Origin of the sequence: Synechococcus sp. WH 8101, from assembly GCF_004209775.1 — a bacterium.
Classification (GTDB): Bacteria; Cyanobacteriota; Cyanobacteriia; order PCC-6307; family Cyanobiaceae; genus Synechococcus_C.
Genome location: NZ_CP035914.1, coordinates 1,399,776 through 1,415,780, shown reverse-complemented (window position 1 = coordinate 1,415,780; position 16,005 = coordinate 1,399,776). Strand labels below are relative to the sequence as shown.

19 protein-coding genes and 1 other RNA gene are annotated in these 16,005 nt (G+C 63.1%); 9 read left to right on the top strand and 11 right to left on the bottom strand.

Annotated elements, in window-relative coordinates; translation table 11 throughout:
* The first annotated feature begins 55 nt into the window (after positions 1-55).
* The 3 genes from SynWH8101_RS07400 to ssrS all read left to right on the top strand — a co-directional run bounded on the left by SynWH8101_RS07400 (position 56) and on the right by ssrS (position 2,401).
* On the top strand, positions 56-952 hold the full coding sequence (locus tag SynWH8101_RS07400; protein ID WP_130129211.1) for a carbohydrate ABC transporter permease: 897 nt from the start codon (positions 56-58) through the stop codon (positions 950-952).
* Positions 953-1,031: 79 nt separating this feature from the next.
* Positions 1,032-2,216, top strand: coding sequence for a 5-(carboxyamino)imidazole ribonucleotide synthase (locus SynWH8101_RS07395; RefSeq protein ID WP_130129210.1), 1,185 nt, complete (start codon positions 1,032-1,034; stop codon positions 2,214-2,216).
* Position 2,217: 1 nt separating this feature from the next.
* Positions 2,218-2,401: non-coding RNA, 6S RNA (ssrS, locus tag SynWH8101_RS07390), on the top strand.
* A 21-nt stretch (positions 2,402-2,422) separates the two neighbouring features.
* Here ssrS and SynWH8101_RS07385 read toward each other — a convergent pair.
* The gene (locus SynWH8101_RS07385; RefSeq protein ID WP_130129209.1) at positions 2,423-2,701 is read right to left on the bottom strand and encodes a DUF2103 domain-containing protein; all 279 of its coding nucleotides are present in this window, start codon (positions 2,699-2,701) and stop codon (positions 2,423-2,425) included.
* A 76-nt stretch (positions 2,702-2,777) separates the two neighbouring features.
* Here SynWH8101_RS07385 and SynWH8101_RS07380 point away from each other — a divergent pair, with 76 nt between their 5' ends.
* Positions 2,778-3,005, top strand: coding sequence for a hypothetical protein (locus SynWH8101_RS07380; RefSeq protein WP_130130412.1), 228 nt, complete (start codon positions 2,778-2,780; stop codon positions 3,003-3,005).
* Between the two features lie 16 nt (positions 3,006-3,021).
* Here the strand turns inward: SynWH8101_RS07380 and SynWH8101_RS07375 are convergent, their stop codons facing one another.
* Positions 3,022-4,434, bottom strand: coding sequence for a BCD family MFS transporter (locus SynWH8101_RS07375; protein WP_130129208.1), 1,413 nt, complete (start codon positions 4,432-4,434; stop codon positions 3,022-3,024).
* 15 nt (positions 4,435-4,449) lie between these two features.
* Positions 4,450-4,746 (bottom strand): ATP-dependent Clp protease adapter ClpS, encoded by a 297-nt coding sequence (gene clpS, locus SynWH8101_RS07370; RefSeq protein ID WP_130129207.1) that lies wholly within the window; start codon positions 4,744-4,746, stop codon positions 4,450-4,452.
* 72 nt (positions 4,747-4,818) lie between these two features.
* On the opposite strand from clpS, the gene petN reads away from it, so the two are divergent.
* The 3 genes from petN (at position 4,819) to SynWH8101_RS07360 (ending at position 6,372) form a co-directional block, all read left to right on the top strand.
* Positions 4,819-4,920: a cytochrome b6-f complex subunit PetN gene (gene petN / locus SynWH8101_RS07365; RefSeq protein WP_006041398.1), complete on the top strand. Its 102-nt coding sequence runs from the start codon at positions 4,819-4,821 to the stop codon at positions 4,918-4,920.
* A 1-nt stretch (position 4,921) separates the two neighbouring features.
* Positions 4,922-5,074, top strand: a complete 153-nt coding sequence (locus SynWH8101_RS14100) for a hypothetical protein (RefSeq protein WP_165380880.1) — start codon at positions 4,922-4,924, stop codon at positions 5,072-5,074.
* Between the two features lie 101 nt (positions 5,075-5,175).
* Positions 5,176-6,372, top strand: a complete 1,197-nt coding sequence (locus SynWH8101_RS07360; RefSeq protein WP_130129206.1) for a hypothetical protein — start codon at positions 5,176-5,178, stop codon at positions 6,370-6,372.
* A 57-nt stretch (positions 6,373-6,429) separates the two neighbouring features.
* Here SynWH8101_RS07360 and psb29 read toward each other — a convergent pair whose 3' ends face one another.
* Positions 6,430-7,104 carry a photosystem II biogenesis protein Psp29 gene (gene psb29, locus SynWH8101_RS07355; RefSeq protein WP_130129205.1) on the bottom strand — a complete coding sequence of 225 codons (675 nt, stop codon included), beginning with the start codon at positions 7,102-7,104 and terminating at the stop codon, positions 6,430-6,432.
* 82 nt (positions 7,105-7,186) lie between these two features.
* On the opposite strand from psb29, the gene clpP reads away from it, so the two are divergent.
* Positions 7,187-7,777 (top strand): ATP-dependent Clp endopeptidase proteolytic subunit ClpP, encoded by a 591-nt coding sequence (clpP, locus tag SynWH8101_RS07350; RefSeq protein ID WP_130129204.1) that lies wholly within the window; start codon positions 7,187-7,189, stop codon positions 7,775-7,777.
* 51 nt (positions 7,778-7,828) lie between these two features.
* On the opposite strand, the gene SynWH8101_RS07345 is transcribed toward clpP, so the two are convergent.
* The 4 genes from SynWH8101_RS07345 to pyk form a co-directional block, all read right to left on the bottom strand.
* Positions 7,829-8,032 (bottom strand): hypothetical protein, encoded by a 204-nt coding sequence (locus SynWH8101_RS07345; protein ID WP_130129203.1) that lies wholly within the window; start codon positions 8,030-8,032, stop codon positions 7,829-7,831.
* Positions 8,033-8,112: 80 nt separating this feature from the next.
* The gene (gene ftsH, locus SynWH8101_RS07340) at positions 8,113-10,029 is read right to left on the bottom strand and encodes an ATP-dependent zinc metalloprotease FtsH (protein ID WP_130129202.1); all 1,917 of its coding nucleotides are present in this window, start codon (positions 10,027-10,029) and stop codon (positions 8,113-8,115) included.
* A gap of 54 nt (positions 10,030-10,083) precedes the next feature.
* Positions 10,084-11,313: an ABC transporter permease gene (locus SynWH8101_RS07335; RefSeq protein WP_130129201.1), complete on the bottom strand. Its 1,230-nt coding sequence runs from the start codon at positions 11,311-11,313 to the stop codon at positions 10,084-10,086.
* A gap of 36 nt (positions 11,314-11,349) precedes the next feature.
* Entirely contained in the window at positions 11,350-13,116 is a 1,767-nt protein-coding gene (pyk, locus tag SynWH8101_RS07330) for a pyruvate kinase (protein ID WP_130129200.1), read from the bottom strand.
* 102 nt (positions 13,117-13,218) lie between these two features.
* On the opposite strand from pyk, the gene SynWH8101_RS07325 reads away from it, so the two are divergent.
* Positions 13,219-13,548, top strand: a complete 330-nt coding sequence (locus SynWH8101_RS07325) for a nucleoside triphosphate pyrophosphohydrolase family protein (protein ID WP_130129199.1) — start codon at positions 13,219-13,221, stop codon at positions 13,546-13,548.
* 14 nt (positions 13,549-13,562) lie between these two features.
* Here SynWH8101_RS07325 and SynWH8101_RS07320 read toward each other — a convergent pair whose 3' ends face one another.
* Genes SynWH8101_RS07320 through ilvA form a run of 3 tightly spaced genes read right to left on the bottom strand, consistent with a single transcriptional unit; the run spans position 13,563 to position 15,988 of the window.
* Entirely contained in the window at positions 13,563-13,862 is a 300-nt protein-coding gene (locus SynWH8101_RS07320) for a YggT family protein (RefSeq protein WP_130129198.1), read from the bottom strand.
* Between the two features lie 25 nt (positions 13,863-13,887).
* Positions 13,888-14,400 (bottom strand): SMC-Scp complex subunit ScpB, encoded by a 513-nt coding sequence (scpB, locus tag SynWH8101_RS07315; RefSeq protein WP_130129197.1) that lies wholly within the window; start codon positions 14,398-14,400, stop codon positions 13,888-13,890.
* 46 nt (positions 14,401-14,446) lie between these two features.
* Positions 14,447-15,988 carry a threonine ammonia-lyase, biosynthetic gene (gene ilvA, locus SynWH8101_RS07310; RefSeq protein WP_130129196.1) on the bottom strand — a complete coding sequence of 514 codons (1,542 nt, stop codon included), beginning with the start codon at positions 15,986-15,988 and terminating at the stop codon, positions 14,447-14,449.
* Positions 15,989-16,005: the final 17 nt, after the last annotated feature.

Here is a 16,005-nt window from a genome sequence, read left to right as displayed (position 1 = left end):
GCCGGTCCGTTGCTGGACTCCGCCTACGCTCCCGCCAAGCGTTCGATCACGTGACGTGTTCCGGCCCCGCATCGCCCGCTCCCGCCAGACCCTCACCGCCTGGGCCTTTTTGACACCGGCCTTGATCCTGCTCGGGTTGTCGGTGTTGATTCCAGCTCTGATGGCCCTGGTGATGACCTTCACCCAGACCGGCTTGGATGTGAGTGAACCGCTGCGCTTCGTTGGCCTAGCCAACCTGCGACGGCTCAGCCTGGATCCGATGTTTTATCGGGTGTTGGCCACCACCCTGCTGTATCTAGTCGGGATCGTGCCACCGATTGTGCTCGGCTCCCTCGCCCTCGCGGTTTTGGTCAACCGAAGCCTGCCAGGCATGCATGGGCTGCGGGCGGCCTTCTACACCCCGGTGCTGGTGTCGATCGTGGTGGCTGCGATCGCCTTCCGCTGGCTTTATGCCGAGAACGGATTGATCAACGGCTGGCTGTCGGTGTTGATCGGTGCCGGTTTCGAGCCGATCGGCTTTCTCACCAACCCTCTGCTGGCCTTGCCCTCGGTGATGCTGGTGACTCTCTGGAAAGGCCTCGGTTACTACATGGTGATTTTTCTCGCGGGGCTCCAGGGCATCCCTGGCGAGCTTTACGAGGCGGCCGAGCTGGATGGGAGCGAGGGGTGGCGCCAGCATGTCGACATCACACTGCCCCTTCTGCGCCCCTACATCACCCTGGTGTCGGTGATCTCCGCCATTGCGGCAACCAAGGTGTTCGAGGAGGTGTTCCTGATGACCCAGGGGGGGCCTGCTGATTCAACCCGCACCCTGGTCTATTTCGTCTACGACCAGGCCTTTGCCGAATTGGAGATCAGCTATGCCTGCACCGTGGGTCTGGCTCTGTTTCTGCTGGTGATGCTGCTCACGCTGGTGCGCCTGGCTTTTGCCGGCGACCGGGGCCTGATCTGAGGCGAGGCCCTGATCTGACCTGAGGCAGCGCGATGCAGCGTGGAATGGCATTCTTCGGGCAGTGCCTGGCCCGCCAGCGATGACCACCACCCCGAGGGAGCTGGCCACCGACACCATCGGGGTGATCGGAGGCGGGCAGCTGGCCCAGATGCTCGCTGAAGCGGCGCATGAGCGCGGCGTGGCCCTGGCGGTGCAGTGCAGCTCCCGGGAGGACCCGGCGGCGGCGTTGGCGAGTCGGCTGGTGGAGGCGAACCCCCTCGATGCCGGCGCCAGCCAGGAGCTGGTGGCCGGTTGCCAGGGCGTGACGTTCGAGAATGAATGGATTGATCTCGACGCGCTCATGCCGCTGGAGCGGCAGGGTGTGCGTTTCCGGCCCACGTTGGCCAGTCTGAAACCTCTGGTCGACAAGCTGGAGCAGCGTCAATTGCTTGATGACCTGGCGATTCCAGGTCCGGCCTGGGTGCCGCTCCGGTCGATCGACCCTGGCGCTCCTTCCCTGCCGAAGGGCTGGGTGTTTCCGGTGATGGCGAAGGCGGCCCGCGGTGGTTACGACGGCAAGGGAACCCGCATTCTCCAGTCGATCGAAGACCTGGCCCACCTGCTCCGGACCGTGGATCCAGGCGCTTGGCTGCTCGAATCCTGGGTGGCGTATGAGCGGGAACTGGCGCTGGTGGTGAGCCGTGATGGCAAGGGAAGGGTTCGCAGCCTGCCCCTGGTGGAGACCCACCAGAACCAGCAGGTGTGCGACTGGGTGTTGGCTCCAGCTCCGGTGGAGCAGTTGGTGGAGGCCACGGCCTACAACATGGCCGCATCCCTGCTCACCAAGCTCAACTATGTGGGGGTGATGGCCCTGGAGTTCTTCTACGGCCCCCAGGGACTGCTGGTGAACGAGATCGCACCGCGCACCCACAACTCCGGTCATTTTTCGATTGAAGCCTGCAGTAGTAGCCAGTTCGACCAGCAGCTCTGCATCACGGCGGGACTGCCGGTGCCCGATCCTGACCTGCTCTGTCAGGGGGCGCTGATGGTGAATCTGCTCGGCCTGGATGCCGATCAGGCGACCCCCCTGGAGCAACGACTTCAGGCCCTGAAGGCCGACCCGCGCTTTCACCTGCACTGGTACGGCAAGGCTGAGGAGAGCCCTGGCCGCAAGCTCGGGCATGTCACGGTGCTTCTGGAGCAGACGGATGGTGAAGGGCGGTTTCACGAAGCACGGGAACTGCGTGGTGCGATCCGTTCGATCTGGCCTCTGCCCTTAGATTGACGGCGGACTGCCGTGTTGGTGACAGCCTTTCTCTAGTGCTCTGATCTGACTCTCTGTCGACTTGGGGCGACTGTCGTGACGGTGCCGTAGACCGGCCAAGCAGCCGGAAACGAATCCCCACTTTGTTACCCCTTCTGGTTCATCCAGGTCGATCACTGGGGCTTGCACGGCACGGCGGTTCACCCCCTTCGCTCCAAGGCCCGTGTTCAGGCAGGGCGACAGCGCGCGATCCGATCGCCCAGCTCCTCCGCACTCAGATCGGTGACCACGAACACCTCCTGGACACTGCTGCCCCGGCGGGCTACCAGTTTGTGTCCACCGCGGATTGGCGTCGACACCCTGAGCAGCAGTCCGGGGGCGCGACCCCGCACGCGACGGATCACGGCCGGGGTGATTGTTTGAATCCTCGGATCCCCAGCCAGGGGTTTGAGCCAGTCGATCAGGCCCTCCACGTAGGTGCTGTGGGTGATCACCAGACGGCCCAAGCGGCGGCACCTTGCGCTGCGACTGGTCGAAATTAGCGGCTCTGGCTACGACAAAGGCAGGTCTCCTTTCGGCGTGATGCTCAAGTCAGTGGATGCCCTGCGCCACCAGGTCTCCGGGCCGTTGGCGGAGCGTTGCGGCGTCGAGGTGCGGGTGCTCACGGCTGAGGTGCACGGGCATGAGGTGCGGGGTCTGGCCTTTTCGCCAGGACGGATCCTCCGCTATGTGCTGGATGCCCAGACCGATCGGCTGAGGACTTCGGTGATGCTTCGGCTCGCCCGATCCAGCCGCCAACCTGCCGCCTGAGGCGACACGAAGGCCCTCAGCCTTCGATCTCCGCCAGGAGCACCGTCTCAAGCCGCTGGGACGTTGCCGCGCGGAACTGCCGAACGCTGAGGTGATTGAGCACCAGGGCGGCAGCGATCATCACAAGGATTTCGACACCGAACACCAGGGCAAAGCCGCTGAAGGGTCCCTGATTCGGGAACAGGCGCCGACCCAGATCGAGAAGGCCACCGCCGCCCACCTTGCCCAGGGCGCGAGACAGCGCCTGGGCAAGGCCCCAGATCCCCACGAAGGTGCCGGCCATGGCCGGCAGCGTGAGATCGAGCATCAACGTGAGGGCGCTGTTGGTGCCGATGCCTGCCGCCAGCCCGAACAGCACCATCACCGCTGGAAGGAAGCGCATCGCCTCCAACCAGCCGGTGAGCACCAACAGCGCCAGAGACACCACCACCAGCCAGCAACCGATCCGGGCGGTGGCCAACTTCCCCACCTTCGGGGTGAACCACAGACCGGCGAACAGCAGGCCGACCAGGGTTCCCGACCCCCAATAGGCATTGAGCAGCGTCGTTTTCGAGATCGGCATCCCGAACACTTCGGCGGCGAAGCTTTCGAGGATCGGATCCTGGAGGAAGAGTCCGAGGGTGTAGAGCACCAGAAACCCGAAGAACACCAGAATCTGCCGGCTGGAAGTGATCACAGCCCAGGCATCGTTCAGGGTCACCAGGTCTTGCATCGGCGTTTCTCCAGCTCTGCCGCGGCGGCGCTCCATGCCCAGGATCGCCACCAGTGTCAGCAGCAGCACCGCCAGGGCCACCCGCTGCATGAAGCTCTGCAGCAGCGGTTGCAGGAGCTCGGGAGATTCGATTCCATCCATAGAACGGGTCGCCACGCTGATGACGATGGCGCCCACCACAATCCCCACCGTGAGCATCGCCCAGATGATGCCGATGCAGCGGGGGCGCTCCTCTTCGCTGGAGCGATCGATCACCAGGGCCAGATAGGAGGTGCTCGCCAGGGAGGTGCACAGTCCGTAGGCGGCGAACAAGCCGCAGAAGGCCAGCACACCGGCGGTGCCAAGGGCGCCAGAGCCGCTGGTGATCGCTTCGCGCACGGCAAAACTGATCGGCACGCTCAGCGCTGCCAGCAGGCAGATGCCGATGGCCCCCACCAGGATGTAGGGGGTGCGGTGCGCACCGCACCAGGGCCTGGAATCACTGAGATGGCCAAACAGCACCCGTGAGGGTGACACCAGTTGCTCAAAGGCCAGGCCGCCGCCGGCGAGGAGGGCTGGAAAGGCCAGTTCTGTGATCAGGATCCGGTTGAACATGCCGGTGAAGACCACCGCCAGGGTGCCCAGACAGGCCTGAAACAGGCTCAGGCGCATCAGGTCGATCCAGCCAAGGCGTTGGCTGGGGCGGAGTGCCTCCGGCTCTGTGGTGGCTGCGGTCATGGCTGGCTCCGCTCCTCAGCAGCGCTCGAGTGGTGCCATTGTCAGTCCCTCGGCGCTCAGCTGCTGGTGGTACAGCTCGGCCTGCTCCAGTGGGCCAGACCACACATCAGCAGCCCCTTCGCCATCGATGCGGTGAGCCAGGTCCCAGGCACGCTCGGAGCCCATCCCTGGAATGATCCGACACAGGCAATCCACCACGTGTTGAAAGGTGTTGACGTCGTCGTCGAGCACGATCACCCGCGCCTGGGGGTACTCGCTTCGGCTGGTCACGCGGTCCAGAACGGTGGCTGTGCCTGTGGGTGTAACGGTCATGGGGAGCAATCAGGTGCGCTGGCGAATCCGGGCGTGGGCCTCGTTAAAGTCTCAGCATTCGCTTGCACCTCCATGCTGTTCACCCTTGCCTGGGCCTCCCTGGCCGCCGTGTTCAGTTTTTCCATCGCCATGGTGGTGTGGGGACGTAACGGCGACGGCACCCTGAACTTCTGAGGTGCAGGAGTTTTTGCTCAATCCCGGTTTGGGTCAGGCGTTGGCTCTTACTGCGGCTGCGCTGCTCGTGTTCGTGAGCGTGGCCGTGATCTATCTCTCCACCATTGAATGGCGCGATCGGCGGCGGCGGCGAGGCACTGCGCGGAAAGGCTGAAGCACCAGCTGTTCGCCCGTCCCTTCACGATTGGAGGGGTCGTGTTGCTCACCTGCAGTGGCGCTTTGGGGGTGTGGCTTCACTCCGCATCGAGTCATCGTGTGGTGACATCCCAAGAGGCGGGCCTTAGTCGCCTGATGGCCGCCACTCAGTTGCTGCAGGGTTTCCGCGGTGACCCCGGCCGTCCCGTGCCCGAGCTCTGGACCCAGAGGCTCGGCCTGCGCAGGGCGAAGGAACTCTGGAATCGCCAGGGTTCAGCGATCTGGTGGCAGGCGTGGAGCACGGATGGGGAGGCCTATCTCGTGCTTCCCGCCACCCTGCTGCCTGGGGCCGATCGCTCGGGTCTGATGCTTACCCCGGTTCAGGGGGTTCTTGCCACCGCTGCCGATCCCTTGCATCGTCAGCAACTGCTACAGCGTCTCAAGGCTGCTGGGGCTTCGCAGGCAACGTCGCCACTGCAGAGGAACTGCCTCAGTCGTTTCCAGCAGGGGCCCGCGGTGGTCTGGTCGTCCGACGGTCTGGCCTCAGTCAGTGGCACTCTCGCGCCCCTCTTGCAACGGGCCAGCCATGGTTGTCTGTCGCTTGAACTTCAGGGGCGTGCCTTGCGTTGGCAGGGGGTGGTGGGTCGTCGTCCCCTTGCGGCAGCACCCGCCACATTCAAGGCGGACCGTGCGGATTCCAGGCCCCAACCTGAGCCGCTGCCGGCCCAGACCCTGTTGAGTCTGCGCGGACCTCAACTGGCCGATGTGCTCGGTGCTTTGTTGTCAAGGCGGATCATTCAGACCCCGCTGGAGAAGGACTACGGCATCGATCAGAAGGCTCGCACCACATTGTCGAGCCGACCTTTTGCCCTGCAATTGATCGAGCAGGCGAAGGGGCCGTTTCAGGCCGGTCTGGAGATCCAGATTCCTTTTCCGGGGGATGAGACCCGCTGGCGCCGCAGCCTCGAACGCATTGAGAGTCGTTTGATCGAGCGGGGCCTCGCCGCCCAGCCCGACACCCCACCGGGCGAGGTGCTGTTCGAAGATCCTCAGCGGCCTGGGAGCCCATTGGTGGGAGGTTGGCGATGGATCGCGAGAAAAGGCCAGCCTGCTCCGGCGCTGCTCAGCATCGGTCTGGGGCGGCCACCTGCCGACTCCCCCTGGCGCATGGCGGCCTCGATGACACCTGGCCAGGGGCTTCAGATGCAGGCCCGGCCGAAGCAACTGCAGGCGTTGCAGCTGCTTCCTGGCCGTTGGCCCAAGGTGGTGCGCGACGCTGGCATGCTCTCCCTTGAACTCAGACCACTCCCGGGATGAACGATGGGAACGGACTGGCTGCGCTGTGACGGTCGACTCAGTTTTGGTTCCTGAGCCTCAGCTGCTTGCAGCCTCCTGTTGCTGTCGTTCCCGTTTGCGGCGTTCCGCCGCCAAGGTCTCCTCCATTAGTTCCACCGCCTGGGCCATTTTCTCAAGGTTGCTGGCGTAAAGACCGAGATCTTTTTCAACTCTGGTTTGGGCAAACCCGAGCGGTCCGCTCAACTCATGGGCCAGTTTGCGCAGCTGCTCCGGGTCGGCTTGATCACCCTGGGCTTCCGACAAAAGGCTGAGCAGACCCACAGCCATCAGGCGTGAATAGTGGAAGCTGCTGCTATCGGCCCGTTGCAGCACGGAGGCGAGAGGAGCCGGGGCGCCATCGCCTCCATGTTCGAGCCAATGGCGCACTTCCTCAATGGAATGGCCACGCACGGCGGCTTCGCTCTGATCGGCCAGGCTTTCCAACTCGCCGGCCTGGAATCCGGTGCTGCTGCAGAGGGCTTCAAACAGAGAGGCCAGGTGCTGCTCCGGTTTGTAGCCGCGGGTGAAGGCGCGAAAGACCTGACGCAAGCCCACGGCAAACAGGGCATCCACCTGAAACTGCTGCTGATGGCTGAGCAAGTGCAGCTCCACAAGAAGCTCGTCGGCCGTGCGCCGGTACAGCGGCGGAATTACAAACGGGAAGGCGGTGTGAAAGGCGCGCTTGCTGTCAGCAATGGTCTGATGCTCAGCCAACGTTGGCACGGAAAGAAGATGCCAACGACCTTAGCGTCGCTGATGGCGCCGTTAAGATCAGTGGATCCGACGCTGGAGCAGCATGATCCCGATCGTGATCGAGGAATCGGGCCGGGGAGAAAGGGCCTTTGATATTTATTCCCGTCTTCTGAGGGAGCGGATTGTTTTTCTCGGTGAGCCTGTCACCAGCGATTCGGCCAATCGCATTGTGGCTCAACTGCTTTTCCTTGAAGCGGAAGATCCTGACAAGGACATCTATCTCTATATCAACTCTCCTGGAGGATCCGTGTATGACGGGCTCGGGATTTTTGACACGATGCAACACATCAAACCCGACGTTCATACGGTCTGCGTCGGTCTTGCGGCCAGCATGGGCGCCTTTCTCCTCTGTGCCGGAGCCAAGGGCAAGCGCAGCAGTCTGCAGCATTCACGCATCATGATTCACCAGCCCCTCGGTGGGGCTCGGGGGCAGGCCAGTGACATCCGCATCCAGGCCGATGAGATTCTCTTCCTCAAGGACAAGCTCAACCGTGAGCTCGCTGAGCGTTCCGGTCAACCACTGGAGAAAATTCAGGAGGATACCGACCGTGACTTTTTCATGTCACCGCAAGATGCGGTGAGCTATGGATTGATTGATTCTGTGATTGATCGCAGGCCGGTCCACTCGGTTTAGCCAAGCTCACTGAATTTCGGTATAAAACCAGAGTATTGATCTTAAGACCTTCTATTTCAGGAGGTCTTTTTTGCTTTCCTTTAATTCTGCCCACAGGGATTTGATTTCATCGTAGGCCGCGTCCTGATCAATTTTGCCGTTGGCTTGTAGCCCCACGATTAAGCCGACGCGCTCGGCAAATTGTTCCAGGTTCTGATGGAAAATCAGGCGCTGAGGGCTCCAGTTGTCGCCGCGAAAGCTGCTGAAACCCTCCATGGGAGAGCGGGTCCCATCGTCTTTCATGCTGAGGTATCAATCCACGTCAACTTAGGAACAAAAGGGGGTCGCGACCCGGCTCAAGGGTTAAGGACAGGTGAAAATCGCTCTTTCTCGGGAATCGTTGTCGCTGTGGCAACCATGGCGCGAAATTCGTCGCCGTCCATGGTCTCGATCTCGATCAGGCGTTCCACCAGGCGATCCATCAGGTCGCGGTTGGCCTGCACCAGGGTCACGGTTTCCTCGTAGCAGCGCTTCACGATGGCCCGAACCTGTTCGTCGATCTGACGTGAGATCGCATCGGACACGTCGCTGCGGGTCATCAGGTCACGACCAAGGAACACTTCTTGACTGCCCCCCTCGAGGGACATCGGTCCAAGGTCACTCATGCCGAAGCGGGTCACCATCTGACGGGCCATCGAGGCCACCTGCTGAATGTCTCCGCCAGCACCGGTGGTGACCTCTTGGTGGCCGAACACCACGTCTTCAGCGGCTCGTCCACCGAGGGCGCCCATGATCCGCGCCTTGAGCTGGGCTCGTGACACCAGCATCTGCTCCTCATCGGGGGAGAACCAGGTCAGGCCCTGGGCCTGACCCCGGGGAATCAGGGTGACTTTCTGCACCGGGTCGTGGTCCTTGACCAGGGTGCCCACGAGGGCATGGCCCACCTCGTGATAGGCAATCAAGCGCTTGCTACGTCCGTCGGTGAGGGGCTGACCTTCCATGCCGGCGATGATCCGATCCACGGCATCGTCGATTTCGGCTAACCCGATCGCCTCCTTCCGGCGCCGGGCTGTGAGGATCGCCGCCTCGTTAAGCAGATTGGCGAGATCGGCGCCGGTGAACCCGGGGGTGCGACGCGCAATGCTGTCGAGGGAAAGCTCGGAGTCGAGTTTTTTGTTGCGCGCATGCACTTCAAGGATCGACAGTCGGCCCTTGATGTCAGGTGCATCCACCGTGACCTGACGGTCGAAACGCCCTGGTCGCATCAGCGCCGAATCGAGCACATCGGGGCGGTTGGTGGCCGCGATGATGATGATGCCGCTATTGCCTTCGAAGCCATCCATCTCCGTGAGGAGCTGGTTGAGGGTTTGCTCGCGCTCATCGTTACCGCCACCGATTCCGGCACCGCGTTGCCGTCCCACCGCATCGATTTCGTCGATGAAGATCAGGCAGGGGCTGTTTTCCTTGGCGCGTTTGAACAGGTCGCGAACACGGCTAGCACCGACGCCCACAAACATCTCCACGAACTCCGAACCGGAGAGGGAGAAGAAGGGCACGCCGGCTTCGCCGGCGATCGCTTTGGCCAGGAGGGTCTTGCCAGTTCCGGGAGGACCCACCAACAGCACACCTTTAGGGATCTGGGCACCCACCGAGGTGAAACGCTCCGGTTGTTTCAGGAAGGTCACCACCTCCTGAAGGTCTTGCTTCGCTTCGGCGACTCCGGCTACGTCGTCAAATTTCACGCCGGTTTCCGCCTCCATGGCGAAGCGAGCCTTGGTTTTGCCGAACTGCATCGCCTGGCCAGGACCACCGGGCATGCCGCTGGATCGACGCGCCAGAAAGATCAGGGAGCCGATCAGCAGGAGGGGGAAGAGCAGGTTGCCGAGAATGCCCAGAGCTGGCGGTGTCGTGCGGGGCGGGTGAATGTCAAAGCTGATGCCCTCCTGTTTGAGAGTGTTGATCAGTTCGGGCGCCAGGCCAGGCAGATCCACACGCAGGCGCTGCACGCGATTGTCGAGGTCAGGATCCACCGCCTCCACCACCGCATTGCGGCCACCGTCGTAGATGTCGACAGCGGTGACGCGGCCGGATTCCACATAGTCAAGGAAACGGCCGTAGCTCATGCGCGCCACGGCGGTATTCCGCGGTGCCACAGTGGGTCCCCCCGGCCGGAGCGCCTGCAGACCACCCTGGCCGAGCAGCTGCCAGCCGAGCAGAAGCGCGACGCCGATGGGAAGAATCCAGAGTGCGATTTGGCGCCAGCGCTGGTTCATGGGTGACCGTTCGATCCGATGACTGTAGGTGTCACCACCGCTTGATCGCTGGCTTCAGAGGCTGCGCAGGGCCACGATCGGATCGAGGCGGGCGGCACGACGGGCCGGCACCACCCCGAAAAAGAGGCCGATCGAGCCCGACAGTGACACCGTGATCAACACGGTGCTGGCGCCGATGCTCGCCGGCAGGGGCGTGAGGGCAGCAACGGCGGCAACGCTGCCGAGCCCCACCGCGGTGCCCACCAGGCCACCGAGGCTGGCGAGCACGAGCGATTCCACCAGAAATTGCGACAACACATCGGCACGACGGGCGCCAAGGGCTTTGCGCAGGCCGATCTCCTCGGTGCGCTCACTCACCGACACCAGCATGATGTTCATGATGCCGATGCCTCCCACCAGAAGGGAGACCCCGCCGATCGCGCCGAGCATCAGGGTCAGGCCGCCGGTGATGGTGCTCACAATCGTGAGGGCATCTTTCTGTGAACGCACGGCGAAGTCATCCTCCCGGAGGATCCGATGCCGCTGGCGCAACAGATTGGTGATCTGGAATTTGGCGGCACCGGTGCTTGCTTCGTCGTTGGCTTCAGCACTGATGAAGCTGAGGCTGACGCCATAGGTGGGATCGCGGCCCGTGAGCCGGCTCACCATCGTTGTGAGGGGGATGTAAGCATTTTCGTCTTGATTGCTGCCGAACACGGCCCCTTTCGGTGCCATCACACCGATCACCTCAAAGCTCTGGTTGCGAATGCGCAGCGTCTGGCCGATGGCGGACCCACTGGGAAACAGCTTGTCTTTGAGATCGGGCCCGATCACCACCACACTGCGAGCTGCCTGAAGATCCTGTTCAGACAGGAAGCGACCTTGGGCGACTTCAAAACTGCGCACAGGCAGAAACTCAGGCGTGACGCCGGAAATGGAGCTCGTGGCGCTGCGCGATCCCACCTGCACCACGTTGCTGCTGCTGATCTGGGGGGCGACCCGGCGCACGCTGGGTACCTGGGCTTCAATCGCTTCCGCGTCTTCGAGCACCAGGGTCTTCGGGAACGCCACCCCCTGCCGCCGGGTGTCGTTGTTGCCTGGCACCACAAACAACACGTTGGCGCCCAGGTTGCTGAGCTGGTCTTCCGCCAGGTTCTGGGCACCCCGGCCCACCCCCACCAGGCTGATCACCGAGGCATTGCCAATGATGATCCCCAGCATGGTGAGCAGGCTGCGCAGCCGATTGGCCCGGAGGGTGTTGAGGGCCATGCCCACCGTGTCCCTCAGCGGTAGCTTGCGCGCCATCAGGATTGTTTAGCTGGTGACGCCGATCCTGACGGATCAGAGGGCTGTGTTGATGCTGGTGCCGCGATGCACGAGCCCGTCCTTGATCTGCAGGGTCACCACCTCGCCTTCCAGTAGGTGGCGGGTGGCATTGGCCACGCCGGCAATCAGGGGGGTGCCGAGTCGCTGGGCGATCACGGCCGCATGGGAGGTAGCCGCCGGCACTTCGGTGATCACGGCGGCGGCGTTGCGGATCGCGTCGAGATCATCGGCAGTGGTGTCATGCACCACGAGGATCTCCCCTTGTTCGATCTTGCAGGCGTCGCCAGGGCACTGGGCCAAGCGCACCCGGCCGCTCACCGTGCCTTGACCCACACCCGTGCCTTGGCCGAGCACGGCGCTCACGATGCCCACTTTCACAAGGTCGGTGGAGCCGGCGACGCCCGCCAGGGTGCCGGCGGTCTGAATCACCAAATCTCCTTCCTTGAGCAGGCCTTTGTCCTGGGCGGCGCCCATGGCGGTGGTGAAGGTTCCCGAGGTGCTGCTTTGTTGGGCGATCACCAGCGGGGTCACGCCCCACACCAACTGCAGTTTCCGGGCCACGGCCACTTCACTGGTGATCGCCAGAATCGGTGCAGCAGGGCGGAACTTGCTCACGTTGTGGGCCGTGGCACCACTTTTGGTGAGCGGCAGGATCGCCGCCGCATTCAGCTGGCTGGCGATGGTGCTCACCGCGCTGCTGATTGCATTGGGGATGGTGCTGGGCAGATGGCTGTCGATACTGCGTTGCGGATAATCCCGTTCGATGCGCCGGGCGATCGTGGCCATGGTCTCCACCGCCTCAATCGGGTAATCGCCCACCGCGGTTTCATTGGAGAGCATCACCGCATCGGTGCCATCAAGGATGGCGTTGGCCACGTCGCTCACTTCGGCGCGGGTTGGCCTCGGGCTGGAGGCCATGGAATCCAGCATCTGGGTGGCGGTGATGATCGGGATGCCGAGGCTGTTCGCTTTCTGAATCAGTTCTTTCTGCAGCAGCGGCACCTCCTCCGCAGGCATTTCCACGCCCAAGTCGCCTCTGGCCACCATGACGCCGTCGCAGAGCGGCAGGATCGCGTCGATCTGATCGATCGCCTCAAATTTTTCGATCTTGGCCACCACCGGAGTGGAGAAGCCGTGTTGGCGGATCAGCTCGCGGATCTCCAGCATGTCGGAGGGATTGCGCACGAAGCTCAGTGCCACCCAGTCGACCCCTTGCTGCAGACCGAAGGCCAGATCGATTCGATCTTTTTCGGTCAGAGCTCGCACCGACAACTGCACGTCGGGGAAATTGACGCCTTTGTTGTTGGAGAGCACGCCGCCGACGGTCACCGTGCAATGCAGGGTCTGCTCGGCCTGATCGACGCGCTCTACCTTCATTTCCACCCGACCGTCGTCGAGAAGAATCCGGCTCCCGGCACTCACTTCTGCCGCTAGCTTGTCGTAAGTCACCGTGGCGATCTGTTGATCACAGGGGACGGATCTCGAGGTCAGTGCGAAGGAATCGCCCTTGGCCAGGGTGATGGGACCAAGGGCGAAACGCCCCAGACGAATTTTCGGCCCTTGTAAATCCTGAAGGATGCCGATGTGCTGGCCCAGTTCGCTGGCGACCTGACGAATGGTGGCGATGCGGGTGGCGTGCTCGCTGTGATCGCCGTGGGAAAAATTCAGTCGAAAGGTGGTGGCTCCGGCCTGGATCAACTCGCGGATCCGCTCGGGGCTTTCAGTGGCGGGGCCGATGGTGGCCACGATCTTGGTACGGCGTGTCAGATCGATGAGGGCCATCAGCGGCGCCAGAGTCATTGCGGAATCTACCCTCCAGGCCTGTCGGGATCCGTTGCAAGCGACGCGTTCCGGCGTTCAGGATCCCTTGGGGAAGTTGCGCTTATGGACCTCAACACCTACCAGCAATCCGCCCGCACAACGGCTCGCTATCCCGACGTTGGCGCCAATCCGATCTATCCCACCCTGGGGCTCAGCGGTGAAGCCGGCGAGGTGGCCGACAAAGTGAAGAAGGTGCTCCGGGATCGGGGTGGTGTGTTTGATGCGGCGGTGCGTGAGGAGCTCAAGCTGGAATTGGGGGATGTGCTCTGGTATGTCGCCCAGCTGGCCAGTGAACTGGGCCTGAGCCTGGAGGAGGTGGCGGAAGCCAACCTGGCCAAATTGGCGAGTCGTGCCGCCAGGGGCCGCCTTCGTGGTAGCGGCGACCATCGCTGAGGTGGGCCAGGAGCTCAATAGGCCGCCATCCCGCTGGCGAAGGCAAAGCTGGCTGACATCAGCAGCTGTTGCATCAGGCTCAGGGCGATGAAGGCGAGGATCGCGGAGAGATCCAGACCCCCCATCGGCGGGATCAGACCCCGAAAGGCATTGAGGTAGGGATCGGTGATCGAGCTGACCGTGCTCAGCACCGGATTCCCCCAGTCGAGGTTGGGGAACCAGCTGAGCAGCACTCGCACAATCAACACCAGTGAATAGATCTGGAGTGTCTGCGCCAGGATCTGCAGAAGGCTGGAGGCGAGTTCGAAGGCCATCGATGACTGATGATCTCCCCAGACTCTATGCAGCTTCGTCGGTGCTGGTGTCGACAGGACCGGTGGCGGGCAGCACCGAAAAGGTGCGGTGGAATGTTTCCGTGAGACTGATCCAGTAAGAACGTCCTTCGCTGTGGCGCTGGCGTTCGATGAACTTTTGGTTGAGCAGCTCTTTGATGTGGTCGTAAGCCCCGGAACCGCGCAGCTCCACCAGGTCTGACTGGAGGATCCGTTTTTTCAGCGCAATCGTGGCCAATGTGCGCAGCGTGGCCGTTGACAGATTGACCGGCAACAGATCGCGCACCAGCTCTCCCAGGCCGGCTCTGAGCTGGAGGCTGTAGCGGCCCTGGCTGACGCTGATCTCCAGGGCCGTGTCCCGTTGGGCGTAGGCCGCCATCAGGGCCACCATCGCTTCCTCCACCTCCTGCTCACGTCGATTCGCCAGTTCGGCGAGTTCCCGCAGGCTGAGCGATCGCCCTTTGAGATAAAGAATCGCCTCAAGCCTGGCGGGCAGGGAGATCGTGCTGTCGTCAGCCATCCCGATGCCCCGGGCCGTCAACGCTTCAAGCTACCGCCCATTGGCCTCAGGGGCGATGGCCAAGGAACAGGGCATAGGCCGGATTGCCCGTTTCCTCCCAGCTCCCGTAACCGAGATCGCGCAGAAAGTCGTTCCAGGCGTCCCGATCCGCTTCGGGCACCAGCACGCCGACCACGATCCGGCCCACATCGGCGCCATGGTTGCGGTAATGGAAGATGCTGATGGTCCAGTCCGGGTGCAAGGCGCTCACAAAGGTCATCAGGGCGCCGGGTCGTTCCGGGAACTCAAAGCGGTACAGCAATTCCTGGCAGTGCTGGCCTGCCGCCTCCAGGGCCCCCTGGGGCAGCCGGCCCCCCACCATGTGGCGCAGATGCACCTTGGCCAGCTCATCGTCGCTGAGGTCCTGACATCCGAAGCCCTGCTCCTGCAGCTGTTCGATCAGCGCCTGGCGGTCGTCGTGGTCCTGCACCTGCACGCCCATGAAGATCTGGGCGGTGTCGCCCGCCGCCATGCGATAGCTGAATTCGGTGAGGCTGCGGTTCTGGAGTTGCTCGCAGAGGTGGCGGAGGCTGCCGGCCCGCTCCGGAATCTGCACCGCGAGCATCGCTTCCCGTTCCTCGCCCAGTTCGGCGCGCTCGGCCACGAAGCGCAGCCGATCGAAATTCATGTTGGCGCCGCAGGCCACCGCCACCAGCTGCTGTCCCCGCAAACCCCGCCGCATCACATCGGCCTTGAGCCCCGCCACTGCCAGGGCACCGGCGGGTTCAAGGATCGAGCGGGTGTCTTCGAACACATCCTTGATCGCCGCACAGATTTCATCGGTGCTCACGGTCACCATGGCGTCCACGTGCTCCTGGGCGATCGCAAAGGTGTGCTCCCCCACCTCCCGCACGGCGACGCCATCGGCGAACAGGCCCACCTGGGGGAGGCGAATCCGTTCACCGGCCTCCAACGACAGGGTCATGGCTGCGGCGTCGTGGGGTTCCACCCCGATCACCTCCACATCGGGCCAGAGGCTCTTCACGTAGGCAGCGATTCCGCCGATCAGTCCGCCGCCGCCGACGGCGACATAGATGGCATCAGGCGGCGTCGGCAGTTGACGCAGGATCTCCATGCCGATCGTGCCCTGCCCGGCGATCACTTCCGGATCGTCGAAGGGATGGATGAAGCAGAGCTCCTCCGCTTCGCCGCGCCGACGGGCTTCGGCATAGGCCTCGTCGTAGGTCTCGCCATGCAGCACAACCGTGCCGCCCCGACGCCGCACCGCGTCCACCTTCACTTCGGGGGTGGTGATTGGCATCACGATCACGGCCCGGCAGCCGAGGTGCTGGGCACTCAGGGCCACACCCTGAGCATGGTTGCCTGCGCTGGAGGCAATCACCCCGCGCGAGAGCTGCTCCGGTGAGAGCTGGGCCATCCGGTTGTAGGCACCGCGCAGTTTGAACGAAAAGACCGGCTGTAGATCTTCCCGCTTCAGCCAGATCGCGTTGTCGAGTCGTTCACTCAGATTTGCAGCTGGCTCCAGCGGCGTTTCCCGGGCCACGTCGTAGACGCGGGCGCGCAGGATGCGGGGCAGGTAATGATCCATTGGGTCAGTCTGGCAAC

Excerpts from the sequence above, each read along its gene's own strand:
- SynWH8101_RS07395 (WP_130129210.1), top strand. The coding sequence starts at position 1,032 with ATGACCACCACCCCGAGGGAGCTGGCCACCGACACCATCGGGGTGATC.
- SynWH8101_RS07380 (WP_130130412.1), top strand. The coding sequence starts at position 2,778 with ATGCTCAAGTCAGTGGATGCCCTGCGCCACCAGGTCTCCGGGCCGTTG.
- SynWH8101_RS07375 (WP_130129208.1), bottom strand. The coding sequence starts at position 4,434 with ATGACCGCAGCCACCACAGAGCCGGAGGCACTCCGCCCCAGCCAACGC.
- clpS (WP_130129207.1), bottom strand. The coding sequence starts at position 4,746 with ATGACCGTTACACCCACAGGCACAGCCACCGTTCTGGACCGCGTGACC.
- petN (WP_006041398.1), top strand. The coding sequence starts at position 4,819 with ATGCTGTTCACCCTTGCCTGGGCCTCCCTGGCCGCCGTGTTCAGTTTT.
- clpP (WP_130129204.1), top strand. The coding sequence starts at position 7,187 with ATGATCCCGATCGTGATCGAGGAATCGGGCCGGGGAGAAAGGGCCTTT.
- SynWH8101_RS07345 (WP_130129203.1), bottom strand. The coding sequence starts at position 8,032 with ATGGAGGGTTTCAGCAGCTTTCGCGGCGACAACTGGAGCCCTCAGCGC.
- ftsH (WP_130129202.1), bottom strand. The coding sequence starts at position 10,029 with ATGAACCAGCGCTGGCGCCAAATCGCACTCTGGATTCTTCCCATCGGC.
- SynWH8101_RS07335 (WP_130129201.1), bottom strand. The coding sequence starts at position 11,313 with ATGGCGCGCAAGCTACCGCTGAGGGACACGGTGGGCATGGCCCTCAAC.
- pyk (WP_130129200.1), bottom strand. The coding sequence starts at position 13,116 with ATGGCCCTCATCGATCTGACACGCCGTACCAAGATCGTGGCCACCATC.
- SynWH8101_RS07325 (WP_130129199.1), top strand. The coding sequence starts at position 13,219 with ATGGACCTCAACACCTACCAGCAATCCGCCCGCACAACGGCTCGCTAT.
- SynWH8101_RS07320 (WP_130129198.1), bottom strand. The coding sequence starts at position 13,862 with ATGGCCTTCGAACTCGCCTCCAGCCTTCTGCAGATCCTGGCGCAGACA.
- scpB (WP_130129197.1), bottom strand. The coding sequence starts at position 14,400 with ATGGCTGACGACAGCACGATCTCCCTGCCCGCCAGGCTTGAGGCGATT.
- ilvA (WP_130129196.1), bottom strand. The coding sequence starts at position 15,988 with ATGGATCATTACCTGCCCCGCATCCTGCGCGCCCGCGTCTACGACGTG.